The sequence below is a fragment of the Saccharothrix sp. CB00851 genome (genome assembly GCF_001905065.1).
In the GTDB taxonomy this organism is placed as follows: domain Bacteria; phylum Actinomycetota; class Actinomycetes; order Mycobacteriales; family Pseudonocardiaceae; genus Actinosynnema.
On the sequence record NZ_LWLC01000005.1, the window covers coordinates 81465 to 95036 of the forward strand.

Below are 13572 nucleotides of genomic sequence, written 5' to 3' on the forward strand. Positions count from 1 at the left end.
TCATACCTCCAGGCGGAACAGGTCTTCCTCGGTCTCCCGGCGCAGCAGCAACCGGGCCTGGCCGTCCGCGACCGCGGCGAGCGCGGGCCGGGGCAGTCGGTTGTAGCCGCTGGCCATCGAGTAGCAGTACGCGCCGGTCGCGGCGACCGCGATGAGGTCACCGGGCGCGAGGTCGTCGGGCAGCCAGCAGTCGCGCACGACCACGTCACCGGACTCGCAGTGCTTGCCCACGACGCGGCACAGCACGGGCTGGGCGTCCTCGCCCGCGGCGCGCGAGACCAGCTTGCAGTCGTAGACGGCGTCGTAGAGGGCGGTGCGGATGTTGTCACTCATGCCGCCGTCGACGCTGACGTACCGGCGGACCACGCCCGCGTCGAGCTGGACGTCCTTGATGGTGCCCACCTCGTACAGCGTCACCGTGCCGGGGCCGACGATGGCGCGGCCCGGCTCGACCGCGATCTTCGGCGCGGGCAGCTCGGCGTGCTCGCACTCCTTGGCCACGATGTTGTGCAGCTGCCTGGCCAGCTCGGCGGGCGGCGGCGGGTCGTCGTCCGGGGTGTAGGCGATGCCCAGGCCACCGCCCAGGTCGACGGTCGTGACGTGGTCGAGGATGTCGGCGCCGTGCTCGTCGCGCAGCTCGGCGAGCAGCCCGATGACCCGGCGCGCGGCGACCTCGAAACCGCTGGCGTCGAAGATCTGCGAGCCGATGTGGCTGTGCAGGCCGATCAGCCGCAGCCCGTCGGACTTCAGCACCCGGCGGGCGGCCTCGGCCGCGTCACCGGAGGACAGCGAGAAGCCGAACTTCTGGTCCTCGTGCGCGGTGGCGATGAACTCGTGCGTGTGCGCCTCGACGCCGACCGTGACCCGGATCATCACCGGCTGCACCCGGCCGCGTTCGCGGGCGACCTGGTCGAGCCGGGCGATCTCGTAGAACGAGTCGAGCACGACCGCGCCGACACCCGCCTCGACCGCGGCGGTCAGCTCGGCGACGGACTTGTTGTTGCCGTGCAGCGCGATCCGCTCCGGCGGGAACTCCGCGCGCAGCGCCACGGCCAGCTCGCCGCCGCTGGCCACGTCGATGCTCAGGCCCTCCTCGGCGACCCACCGGGCCACCGCGACGGACAGGAACGCCTTGGACGCGTAGTGCACGCGGGTCGGGTCGCCGAACGCCTCGGCGTGCTCGCGGCAGCGGGCGCGGAAGTCGGCCTCGTCCATCACGAACAGCGGGGTGCCGTGGTCCTGGGCGAGCTGCCGCACGTCGACACCGGCCAGGCGCACCGTGCCGTCGTCGCCGCGTTCGGCGGTGCGCGGCCAGACCTGCGGGTGCAGCGCGTCGAGCTGCTCCGCGGAGGACGGTCGGTTGCCCGCCGTGTTGGAGGGGATGAGGACGTCGGCGTGCCGGGGACCGGCCGGGTGCGCGCGCATCACATACGCTCCGGCGCGGTCACGCCCAGCAGCGCGAGGCCGTTGGCGAACACCTGGCGCGTCGCCGCGCACAGGCTCAACCGGGCCCGGTGCAGCTCGGCGGTCTCCTCGTCGCCCCTCGGCAACACCCGACAGGCCTCGTAGAACCGGTGGTAGGTGCCGGCCAGCTCCTCCAGGTACCGCGCCACGCGGTGCGGTTCGCGCAGCTCACCGGCGGTGGCGACGACGCGCGGGAACTCGCCGACGGTGCGGACCAGGTCGCCCTCGCGGTCGTGCGTGAGCTCCTCGACCGCGTCACCGGGCGTGACGCCCAGGTCGGCGGCGTTGCGCAGTACCGACGACAGCCGGGCGTGCGCGTACTGCACGTAGAACACCGGGTTGTCGTTGCTGCGCTTGCGCAGCAGGTCCAGGTCGATGTCCAGGGAGGAGTCGACCGACGACCGGCTCATGGCGTACCGGGCGGCGTCCACGCCGACCGCGTCCACCAGGTCCTGCATGGTGATCACGGTGCCCGCGCGCTTGCTCATCCGCACCGGCTTGCCCTCGCTGACCAGGTTCACCATCTGGCCGATCAGCACCTCGACCGACGCCGGGTCGTCGCCCAGCGCGGACGCGGCGGCCTTGAGCCTGCCGATGTAGCCGTGGTGGTCCGCGCCGAGCATGTAGATGCACAGGTCGAAGCCGCGCGACCGCTTGTCCACCAGGTACGCGATGTCACCGGCGATGTACGCGGGGTCACCGTCGCTCTTGATGACCACGCGGTCCTTATCGTCACCGAACTCGGTGGACCGCAGCCACCACGCGCCGTTCTCGAAGTACAGCGCGTCGGAGCCCTTGAGCTGCTCGACGGCCTTGGTGACCGCGCCCGACTTGTGCAGCGAGTCCTCGTGGAAGAAGACGTCGAAGTCCGTGCCGAAGTCGTGCAGGTCCTTCTTGATCTCCTCGAACATGAGGCCGACGCCGATGCGGCGGAACACCTCGTGCGAGTCCTCGGCGGTCAACGCGCTGGGCTCCTGCCGCAGCACCTCGGCGGCGATGTCGCTGATGTAACCGCCCGCGTAGCCGTCCTCCGGCGCGGGCTCGCCCTTCGCGGCGGCGATCAGGGACCGGACGAACCGGTCGATCTGCGCGCCCGCGTCGTTGAAGTAGTACTCGCGGGTGACTTCACCGCCGTTGGCGGTCAGGATCCGGCCGAGCGCGTCGCCGACCGCGGCCCAGCGGGTGCCGCCCAAGTGGATCGGGCCGGTCGGGTTCGCCGAGACGAACTCCAGGTTGATCCGGGTACCGGCGAGCTGGTCGCCGCGGCCGTAGGCCTCGCCGGCCTTCAGCACGTCGCGCACGATGGCGCCCTGGGCGTCCGCGGCGAGCCGCAGGTTCAAGAAGCCCGGACCGGCGACCTCGACCGAGGAGATGGCATCGGTGCCGGTCAGCGCGTCGGCGAGCCAGCCGGCCAGGTCGCGGGACGTCACGCCGACCTTCTTGGCGGTCTGCAGGGCCAGGTTCGTGGCGTAGTCGCCGTGCTCGGGGTTGCGGGGACGTTCGATCGTGACCGCTGTGGGCAGGGCGGCGGTATCGAGGCCGCGGGTGGACAGCACGTCCACGGCCGTCGCACGGACCAGTTCAGCGAGCGCAGCGGGAGTCACCCGGCAAGTCTAGGGAAGCGTTCCCGCTGGTCTCGACCGGGATGGGCGTCCCGCGAAGTGGGAATGGCAACTGTTGACGACCACCCCGCGTGACGGGCAGTTGACGGTGATCAGACACCGTATCCCTACACTGGCCCGCGGCATGGGCGTATGACGAGACTGAGGCGGACATGACCAGCGGCAAGAAGACGAAGGCCGCGCGCTCCAGCGTTGCGGCGGCGCGCTCCTCGGTGGTGGCCAAGAAGCCGAAGCCCTGGGGCACCATCCTCGCGGTGGTGGCCGTGCTGGCACTGGCCGGCACCGTGTTCGGTTACGCGTACTCCCAGATCGCGGACCAGAACGCGAAAGAGGCCGCACTCGCCAAGTGGAACCCGTCCGAGGAGAACAAGGACCCCTCGGACCAGATCCCGGGCGTGACCAAGCGCGAGTACAAGCCCGGCAAGCACGTGGACGCGCCGAGGCGGGTCGCCTACGACTTCTCGCCGCCGTTCGGCGGGCCGCACGACAACCAGTGGGCGGACTGCAACGGCGTGGTCTACCCCACCGCCGTGCGCACCGAGAACATGGTCCACGCGATGGAGCACGGCGCGTTCTGGCTGGCGTACAACCCCGACCAGGTGACCGGCGAGGCCTTGGACAAGCTCAAGAGCAGGGTCGACGGCCAGCCGTTCTCGATGATGTCGCCCTACCCCGGCCTGGACAAGCCGATCGCGCTGCAGACGTGGGGCCACCAGCTGAAGCTGGAGAGCGCCGACGACGAGCGCATCGACCAGTTCATCCAGTCGCTGCGGCGCAACCAGTACACCTACCCCGAGGTGGGGTCGCCCTGCGACAACGCCGCCTTCGTGGACAACCCGGCGCCGTTCGTGGCCGAGGCGCCCGGTGCGGACGCCGAGCCGATGGGCGACGAGGCCGAGAGCGCGCGCAACTCCGCCGCGCCCTCCTCCACCGCGCCGTCGGCGGGCAGCTGAGCACGTGACCGATCCATCCGGGACCACGCCCAGGCGGAGCAACCTCGCCTGGGCGGTGGTCTCGACCACGGCCGTGCTCGCGATCCTGCTGCTCGGCGCGGCGGTCGGCTTGTTGATCAAGATCCCCGGCTCGGACTCCTCACCCGCCGCACCCGGCGCGGACTCCGTTGACGTCGGGTTCTCCCAGGACATGGCCATGCACCACCTCCAAGCGGTGCAGATGGCCAACATCGCCCGTGACCGATCGGCCGACGACAAGATCCGGTCGTTCGCGTTCGACGTCTCCAGCACGCAACTGGAGCAGGTGGGCCGCATGAAGGGCTGGCTCATGCTGTGGGGGCAGCCCGAGCAGCCCATGGCCGGGCGGCACATGGCGTGGATGACCGAGGACGGGGCCCACGGGCACGACGCGACCGGGGCGGCGACGCCCTCCGGCAACCCGATGCCGGGCATGGCGTCCTCCGAGGAGCTGGCCAGGCTGCGCTCGCTGTCCGGCGTCGAGTTCGACGTCTACTTCCTGCAGCTGATGCTCCGGCACCACCAGGGCGGCACCGCCATGGTGCAGTACGCGGTCGACCACGCCGGCCAGCACGCCGTGCGCACCCTCGCGGAAAGCATGCTCAAGTCGCAGAGCAGCGAGAGCGAGTTGATGCAGCGGCTCATCGCCGAACGCGGAGCACAGCCACTCGCGCGGTGACCGACTCGGGGCACCCGCTGTCCCGGCCGGATACGCGCGCCTCCTGCGGTTTCCTGTCACCCGGTCGGCGCTACCCGCCGGTAGTAACGTGGGAGACCCCGTCCGCGAGGTCGCGTCGATCGTCTTCCAGGCGACCGAGCCCGCCGTCTGCGGAGCGGCAATCCAACACGGAGGTCAGCGATGACCGCAGTGGATCCCGACCGGCACGTCGACGAGCGCACCGCACGCAAGGTCGCCGAACAGGCCCGCGAGACCCGGTGGCGCCACCCCAGCTTCGGCCGTGAGCTCTTCCTCGGCCACTTCCGCCTCGACCTGATCCACCCGCACCCCGGCGGCTCGGCCGAGGACCGGGAGCGCGGCGAGACGTTCCTCGCCGCCCTGCGCGAGTTCTGCGAGCACTCCGTGGACGGCGCGGTCATCGAGCGGGATGCCCGCATCCCCGACCACGTGCTGACCGGCCTCAAGCAGCTCGGCGCGTTCGGCATGAAGATCAAGGAGGAGTACGGCGGCCTGGGCCTGTCCCAGGTCTACTACAACCGGGCGCTGATGATGGTCGGCTCGGTCAGCCCGGCACTGGGCGCGATGCTCTCCGCGCACCAGTCGATCGGCGTGCCGCAGCCGCTGGCGATGTTCGGCACCGACGAGCAGAAGCGCGAGTACCTGCCCCGCTGCGCGACCGGCGCGATCAGCGCGTTCCTGCTCACCGAGCCGGACGTGGGCAGCGACCCGGCCCGCCTGGGCACCACCGCCACGCCCACCGACGACGGCTGGGTGCTCGACGGCGTGAAGCTGTGGACGACGAACGGCGTGGTGGCCGACCTGCTCGTGGTGATGGCCCAGGTGCCCGGCAAGGGCATCAGCGCGTTCGTGGTCGAGGGCGACTCGCCCGGCATCACGGTGGAGAACCGCAACGAGTTCATGGGCCTGCGCGGCCTGGAGAACGGCGTCACCCGGTTCCACCAGGTCCACGTGCCCAGGGCCAACCTGATCGGCAAGGAGGGCATGGGGCTCAAGATCGCGCTCACCACGCTCAACACCGGCCGGCTGTCGCTGCCCGCCCTGTGCGCGGGCGCGGCGAAGTGGTGCCTGAAGATCGCCCGCGAGTGGTCGTCGGAACGCGTGCAGTGGGGCCTGCCGATCGGCAAGCACGAGGCCATCGCGGGCAAGGTCGCCTACATCGCGGCCACGGCCTACGCGCTGGAGGCCGTGCTCGACCTGTCCAGCGAGCTGGCCGACGCGGGCGGGCACGACATCCGCATCGAGGCCGCGCTGGCGAAGCTGTACGGCTCGGAGATGGCCTGGCTGGTCGCCGACGAGCTGGTGCAGCTGCGCGGCGGTCGCGGCTACGAGACGGCGGCGTCCCTGGCGGCCCGCGGCGAACGGGGCGTGCCCGCCGAGCAGGTGCTGCGCGACCTGCGCATCAACCGGATCTTCGAGGGTTCGACCGAGATCATGCACCTGCTGATCGCGCGGGAGGCGGTGGACGCGCACCTCGCCGTCGCCGGGGACATCATCGACCCGGAGGCCGACGCCAAGCGCAAGGCGCAGGCGCTGGCCAGGGCGGGCGGGTTCTACGCGAAGTGGCTGCCGACGCTGGTGGTCGGCAAGGGCCAGGTCCCGCGCGCCTACGCCGAGTTCGGGCCGCTGGCCGGGCACCTGCGGTTCGTCGAGCGGGCGAGCCGCAAGCTGGCCAGGCAGACGTTCTACGCGATGTCGCGCTGGCAGGGGCGGATGGAGCTCAAGCAGCGGTTCCTGGCGCGGATCGTGGACATCGGCGCGGAGCTGTTCGCGATCAGCGCGGCGTGCGTGAAGGCGGTGGCGGACGGCGACCGGGCGGTGGCGCTGGCGGACGCGTTCGCGGCGCAGGCCAGGGTGCGGGTCGACGAGCTGTTCGACCGGTTGTGGCGCAACTCGGACGACTCGGACGCGGCGCTGGCGCGGCAGGTCCTGGACGGTCGGTTCACCTGGCTCGAAGAGGGCGTGCTCGACCCGTCCAGCCCGGGGCCGTGGATCGCGGACTCGACCCACCGGGCGTCCACCGCGCGGGACGTGCACCGGAAGACGCCGTAGGCGCCGTTGTACACGGGGCGCGCCGTTGTACACGGGGCAGGTGTTTGCGGGCGCGGCACCTGCCCCGTGGCACGGTCGAAAGGGGACCACGTCCCCCGTACTCCCCTTTCGACTCCCCTTCTAACAACGGAAGGAACAACACCCTCCAGGAGGAGGTAACGAGTGACGCTACGTCATTACTGGTGAGTTGAGACTTGCGACTTTCGAGTGAATCACCAGGTGAGAGCCACTCGACTACTCTCAGGGAGTGACCGCACCTCGGCGGTCGAACACCAGTTCCCGTGCTGACCGCAACCCGATCTCGATCGCGCCGCTGAGCACCGCGCCGTCACCCAGCCCGCCCGCCACGATCCGCGGCACGAGCGGCGTCATCCGGCGCAACGCGGCCTCCAGCGGTTCCCGCAGCAGGTCGGTGTTGCTGCCGATGCCGCCGCCGAGCACCACCAGCTCCGGGTCGACCACCGCCACCACCGACGCCACCACGAACGCCAGCCGCTCGGCCTCGTCGCGCACCGCGAGCAGCGCCCGCTCGTCACCGGCCCTCGCCGCGGCGAACACCTCGCGCGCCGAGCGCGCCGACAACCCGCGCTGCTTCGCCAGCGCCACCACGGACTCCGCCGCCGCGGCCGCCTCGACCTGGCCGCGCTGCCGTCCGTCCTCTTCGGACTGACCGGGGAAGGGCAGGTAGCCGACCTCGCCCGCGGCACCGTGCGCGCCGCGGAACAACCGGCCGTCCACCACGATCCCCATGCCGATCCCGGTGCCGACGGTGACGCACACGAACACGTCGGCGTCCCGGGCCGCCCCGTGCGCGTGCTCGCCGACGGCCGCCAGGTTGGCGTCGTTCTCCACCACCAGGTCCGGGCCCAGCTCGGCTTCCAGGTCGTCCAGCAGGCCGGGCCGTTCCCAGCCCGGTAGGTTCGGCGCGTGGTGCAACGTCCGGTCGCGCGGGTCGGGCACGCCGGGCGTGCCGACCACCTTCACCACCAGGTCGGCGGGCGACAGGCCGGCGTCGGACACCGTGCGCTCGGCCAGCTCGCCCACCGTGCGGACCAGCGCCGTCGCCGAGCGGCACCGGTTGCGCTCGTCCACCCGCGCGATCACCGACCCGGACAGGTCCGCCACCGCGACCCGGATCCGCTGCCTGCCGATGTCCACGCCCAGCACGTGCCCCGCCGCCGGGTTCGGCTCGTAGACCACCGCCGACCGGCCCGGACCGGCTGACGTGCGGCCGGTGGTGCGGACCAGGCCGTGCTGCTCCAGGTCGAGCAGCGCCTGGCCCACGGTCGGCTTGGACAGGCCGGTGTCCTTGGCGATCTGCGGCCTGGTCGCCGGACCGCCCACCCGCAGCCGGTCGAGCACCGCGCGCTGGTTGAGCACGCGCATCCCCGCGGGGGTGCCCACCGGGGGCGTGGTCCGGGCCGTCACGGTGAGTGAGTGTAGATCGGGCGGAGCAGCATCCGGACAGGCTTGCGGACAAGTTGCGCGACCACTCTTGACAACGATGTCAGGTACGCCCTTTGCTTCGCTAAGGATCGCGGTCGGTTCGGGCGAAAGGCGTGCAATGGGGCACAAACGCGGCAGAAGATCGCTGGTGGTCGTCTCGACCATCGCACTGGCGGTGGGGAGCGTGGGAGGCTGGCCTTCCGCGACCGCCGCACCGGGGGAGCCAACCGTGAGCGAGACGCTCTTCGCCACGTCGTTCGAGGACGGGCAGCCGCAGCCGACCTGGGCCAGCACCGTGGAGACCGGCCCGGACGGCACGCCCAAGACATCGGGCGTCAACGGCTCGGACTCCACCGGTATCCCGGGCAACGTCACCGACCGCGTGGTCGACGTGGCGGCCAACTCCGAGCACACGAGCGCGGGCGAGGTGAAGGAGAACCTGGTCGACGGCAACGTGTCGTCCAAGTGGCTCACCTTCACGCCGACCGGCTGGGCGCGGTTCACCTTCGCCGAACCGGTCGCGGTCAAGCGCTACGCGATGTCGTCGGCCAACGACGCGCCCGAGCGCGATCCGAAGGACTGGACGCTGCGCGGCTCGAACGACGGCACCACGTGGACCCCGCTGGACGCCCGCACCGGTGAGGCGTTCACCGAGCGGTTCCAGACCAAGACCTACGACATCGCCAACACCGAGGCGTTCAAGCACTACCAGCTCGACATCTCGGCCACCGCGGGCGGCGTGAACCTCATCCAGCTCGCCGAGGTGCAGTTCTCCGACGGCTCCACCACCCCGCCGGCGAAGAACATGCGCACGACCGTGGGCAAGGGCGCCAACGGCGGGTACAACGCGAAGGCGGGCGCCGGGTTCACCGGCGTGAAGGCGTTGCGGTACCAGGGGACGCACGTCGCCGAGGGGCGCGGCTACTCGTACAACAAGGTCTACGAGGTCGACATCCCGGTCACCGCGACCACCGAGCTGTCGTACCTGATCTTCCCGTCGTTCACCACGGACGACCTCAACTACCCGGCCACGTACGTGTCGCTGGACCTCGCGTTCGCCGACGGCACGTACCTCAGCGACCTCGGCGCGCGCGACCAGCACGGGTTCGAGCTGTCACCGCGCGGCCAGGGCGCGGCCAAGTCGCTCTACACCAACCAGTGGAACCGGGTCGCGTCGGTGATCGGCCAGGTCGCCGCCGGCAAGACGGTCAAGCGGATCCTGGTGGCGTACGACAACCCGAAGGGACCGGCCGGGTTCAACGGCTGGGTCGACGACATCGCGGTGAAGTCCGCCCCGGTCGTGGTCGACCGGCCGCGCCCGTCGGACTGGGTGCTGACCACCCGCGGCACGAACTCCAGCGGCTCGTTCTCGCGGGGCAACAACATCCCGGCCACCGCGGTGCCGCACGGCTTCAACTTCTGGTCGCCCATGACCAACGCGGGCTCGACCAGCTGGCTCTACGAGTACGCGAAGACCAACAACCGGGACAACCTGCCGACGTTGCAGGCGTTCACCGCGAGCCACGAGCCCAGCCCGTGGATGGGTGACCGGCAGACGTTCCAGGTGATGCCGTCCACCGGCACGCCCACCGCCGACCGGGCGGCGCGCGCGCTGCCGTTCAGGCACGAGAACGAGACCGCCAAGGCGCACTACTACGGCGTGGAGTTCGAGAACGGGATGCGCACGGAGATCGCGCCTACCGACCACGCCGCGGTGTTCCGTTTCACGTTCGTGGACGGCACGTCGAACCTGGTGTTCGACAACGTCAACAACAGCGGCGGGCTGACGCTGGACCCGGCGTCCGGTGTGGTGACGGGCTTCTCGGACGTCAAGAGCGGCCTGTCGACCGGTGCCACGCGGCTGTTCGTGTACGGCGTCGTGGACAAGCCGGTCGTCTCCAGCGGTCGGCTGACCGGTGCGGGCCGGGACGACGTGGCCGGGTTCTTCCAGTTCGACACCTCCGGCGACAAGACCGTGACGATGAAGATCGCCACCTCGTTGCTGGGCGTGGACCAGGCTCGAAGGAACCTGGAGCTGGAGGTGTCCAGCTCGGACACGTTCGACTCGGTGCGCGACCGGGCGCGGGACGCGTGGGACCGCGTGCTGCGCATGGTCGAGGTCGAGGGCGCGTCGGAGGACCAGCTGACCACGCTGTACTCCAACCTCTACCGGCTCTACCTCTACCCGAACTCCGGCTTCGAGAACACCGGCACCGCCGACGCGCCGAAGTACCAGTACGCGTCGCCCGTGCAGGCCGCCGGGCCGGCCACGCCCACGCGGACCGGCGCGAAGGTCGTGGACGGCAAGATCTACGTCAACAACGGGTTCTGGGACACCTACCGGACCACGTGGCCCGCGTACAGCCTGCTGACGCCGGGCCGGGCGGCCGAGCTGGCCGACGGGTTCGTGCAGCAGTACCGGGACGGCGGGTGGATCTCGCGCTGGTCCTCGCCCGGTTACGCGAACCTGATGACCGGCACCAGCTCCGACGTGGCGTTCGCGGACGCGTTCGTGAAGGGCGTGCCGCTGCCCGACGCCCCGGCCGCCTACGAGGCCGCGGTGAAGAACGCGACGGTCGCGCCGCCGAACGCGGGCGTCGGCCGCAAGGGCCTGGACACCTCGATCTTCACCGGCTACACCTCCACCGCCACCGGCGAGGGCATGTCGTGGGCGATCGAGGGCTACGTCAACGACTACGGCATCGCGAACATGGCGAAGGCGCTGCACGAGCGGACCGGTGACGCGCAGTACCAGGCGGCGCACGAGTACTTCGCCAACCGCGCGCAGAACTACATCCACATGTTCGACCCGTCGACGGGCTTCTTCCAGGGCCGCAACCCGGACGGCACGTGGCGCGTGCCGACCGAGGAGTACGACCCGCGCGAGTGGGGCCACGACTACACCGAGACCGACGGCTGGAACATGGCGTTCTCCGTGCCGCACGACGGGCAGGGCCTGGCCAACCTCTACGGCGGGCGCGACGGGCTGGCGAAGAAGCTGGACGAGTTCTTCGCCACGCCGGAGACCGCGAAGTTCCCCGGCTCGTACGGCGGCGTGATCCACGAGATGACCGAGGCGCGCGACGTGCGGATGGGACAGCTCGGGCACTCCAACCAGGTGTCGCACCACATCACGTACATGTACGACTACGCCGGTCAGCCGTGGAAGACGCAGGAGAAGGTGCGCGAGATCCTGTCCCGGCTCTACCTGGGCAGCGAGATCGGCCAGGGCTACCCCGGTGACGAGGACAACGGCGAGCAGTCGGCGTGGTGGCTGTTCAGCGCCATGGGCTTCTACCCGCTGCAGATGGGCAACTCGTCCTACGCGATCGGGTCGCCGCTGTTCAAGAAGATGACCGTGCACCTCGACAACGGGCGCACGCTCGTCATCAACGCACCGGCCAACTCGGCGCAGAACATCTACGTGCAGTCGTTGACGGTCAACGGCAAGAAGTGGGACAAGGCGTACCTGCCGCACGCGGAGATCGCGAACGGCGGTGTGCTGGACTTCGACATGGGGTCGTCGCCGTCCCGGTGGGCCACCGGTCCGGACGCCGCGCCGCCGTCGTTGACCACGGGTACCTCGGCTCCCACGCCGTTGCGGGACGTGACGCTGCTCGGGACGGTGAGCGGTGCGCCGGCGGCGGTGGTGGACAACACCTCGCAGACGTCCGGTGCGCTGTCGTGGTTGCAGGTGGACCTGCCGTCGAAGAAGGAGAGCGCCACGTTCTACACGCTCACCTCGGGCAAGGACTCGGGCGACCCGTCGTCGTGGGTGCTGAAGGGTTCCTACGACGGGAAGACCTGGGCGGTCGTGGACGAGCGGTCCGGTGAGGCGTTCCCGTGGCGGCAGCAGACGCGGGCGTTCAAGATCGCCCGACCGGGTCACTACCAGCACTACCGGCTGGAGTTCCCGGGCTCGGCGACGGTGGCCGAGTTCGAGCTGCTGGCCAAGCCGTTCGTGACGTGCTCGGCCACGGTGACCGGTGAGCACGCCGGTCCGCTGCGCGTGGAGTCGGGCGTGACGTGCGTGGACGGCGCTTCGGTGACCGGTCCGGTGACGGTGGCGGCGGGCGCGTCGCTGTACGTGTTCGGCGGGACGGTGGACGGCCCCGTGCGGGCGACCGGTGCCGCGGCGGTCGTGCTGGTGGAGACGTCGGTCGGCGGGCCGGTGGACATCAGCGGGACGTCCGGCGAGTTGTCGCTGGAACGGGTGACCGCGGGCGGGCCCGTGCGGCTGGTCGACAACAAGGGCGGCACGCTCGTCGCGGGCAACACCGTGGCCGGACCGCTGTCGTGCACCGGAAGTTCGCCTGAACCGGTGAACAACGGTTGGGTGAACTCGGCCGACGGGCCGAAGACGGGGCAGTGCGCGTCGCTGTAGGTGGTGGTCACCAGGAGATTTCGCGGCACCTCTGCGCGGAATCTCCTGGTTCGACCTGCAGCGTGGCGTGCTCGATGTGGTACCGCTCGGCCAGCAGCACCTGTGCCGCGCGCAGCACCTCGGCCGGGTCGACCCGGTCGCGGGTGGTGAGGTGCGCCGAGGCGACCTCCATGCCCGACGTCAGCGTCCAGACGTGCAGGTCGTGCGTCTCGGCCACGCCGGGCAGGCGGCCCAGGTCGGCCTTCATCTCGGCGACGTCCAGGCGTTCGGGGGCGTGCTGGAAGAGGATGCGCAGGGCGTTCGCGGCCAGCTTGTACGTGCGCGGGAGGACGAACAGGCCGATCGCGACACCCATGACGGGGTCGGCGTAGCGCCAGCCGAAGATCAGCGTGACGGCGCCGCTGATGAGCACGCCGACCGACCCGATCAGGTCCGCGAGGACCTCCAAATAGGCGCCGCGAACGTTGATGCTGTCCTTCGCGCCGTCCCGGAGCAGGAAGAACGCGACGACGTTGGCCACCAGGCCCGCGCTCGCGGCCAGCACCACCGGCAGACCGGGCACCTCCGGCGGGTTGCCGAACCGCCCGACCGCCTCGTACACGACGTAGCCGGCCACGCCGAACAGCAGCACGGCGTTGGCGAGCGCGGCCAGCACTTCGGCGCGGTAGAGGCCGAACGTGCGGCTGCCACCCGTTCTGGCGCGGCGGGCCAGCATGATCGCGGCCAGCGCCATGCCGATGCCCAGGACGTCGGTGAGCATGTGGGCGGCGTCGGAGATCAGGGCCAGCGAGCCGGTGGCGAGGCCGACGACGAACTCCAGCGCCATGAAGGCCGCACCGATGCCGAAGGCGACCCACAGCCGGCCGAGGTGCCTGGCGCTCCCCGACGACACGCCGTGGCCGTGTCCGTGACCCATGAGCGGAACGTATAGTCACA

The 13572-nt window shown here is 70.8% G+C and carries 8 protein-coding genes; 4 read left to right on the top strand and 4 right to left on the bottom strand.

Translation table 11 applies throughout. The annotated features are described in order from the left end of the window. Both lysA and argS read right to left on the bottom strand, forming a co-directional pair. Positions 1 to 1425: a diaminopimelate decarboxylase gene (lysA, locus tag A6A25_RS07640; RefSeq protein WP_073887331.1), complete on the bottom strand. Its 1425-nt coding sequence runs from the start codon at positions 1423 to 1425 to the stop codon at positions 1 to 3. After that, entirely contained in the window at positions 1425 to 3068 is a 1644-nt protein-coding gene (gene argS / locus A6A25_RS07645; protein WP_073887176.1) for an arginine--tRNA ligase, read from the bottom strand. The genes lysA and argS overlap by 1 nt, the downstream gene beginning before the upstream one ends. 170 nt (positions 3069 to 3238) lie before the next feature. Between argS and A6A25_RS07650 the strand changes: the two genes are divergently transcribed. The 3 genes from A6A25_RS07650 to A6A25_RS07660 all read left to right on the top strand — a co-directional run bounded on the left by A6A25_RS07650 (position 3239) and on the right by A6A25_RS07660 (position 6806). Continuing rightward, positions 3239 to 4039, top strand: a complete 801-nt coding sequence (locus A6A25_RS07650; RefSeq protein WP_073887177.1) for a DUF3105 domain-containing protein — start codon at positions 3239 to 3241, stop codon at positions 4037 to 4039. Positions 4040 to 4043: 4 nt separating this feature from the next. Continuing rightward, positions 4044 to 4736, top strand: coding sequence for a DUF305 domain-containing protein (locus A6A25_RS07655; RefSeq protein WP_073887178.1), 693 nt, complete (start codon positions 4044 to 4046; stop codon positions 4734 to 4736). A gap of 180 nt (positions 4737 to 4916) precedes the next feature. After that, positions 4917 to 6806: an acyl-CoA dehydrogenase family protein gene (locus tag A6A25_RS07660; RefSeq protein WP_073887179.1), complete on the top strand. Its 1890-nt coding sequence runs from the start codon at positions 4917 to 4919 to the stop codon at positions 6804 to 6806. Between the two features lie 240 nt (positions 6807 to 7046). Here A6A25_RS07660 and A6A25_RS07665 read toward each other — a convergent pair whose 3' ends face one another. Then, entirely contained in the window at positions 7047 to 8192 is a 1146-nt protein-coding gene (locus tag A6A25_RS07665) for an ROK family transcriptional regulator (RefSeq protein ID WP_073887180.1), read from the bottom strand. A 178-nt stretch (positions 8193 to 8370) separates the two neighbouring features. Between A6A25_RS07665 and A6A25_RS07670 the strand changes: the two genes are divergently transcribed. Next, positions 8371 to 12636, top strand: a complete 4266-nt coding sequence (locus A6A25_RS07670; protein ID WP_073887182.1) for a GH92 family glycosyl hydrolase — start codon at positions 8371 to 8373, stop codon at positions 12634 to 12636. Positions 12637 to 12643: 7 nt separating this feature from the next. On the opposite strand, the gene A6A25_RS07675 is transcribed toward A6A25_RS07670, so the two are convergent. Continuing rightward, positions 12644 to 13552 (bottom strand): cation diffusion facilitator family transporter, encoded by a 909-nt coding sequence (locus A6A25_RS07675; protein WP_073887184.1) that lies wholly within the window; start codon positions 13550 to 13552, stop codon positions 12644 to 12646. Positions 13553 to 13572: the final 20 nt, after the last annotated feature.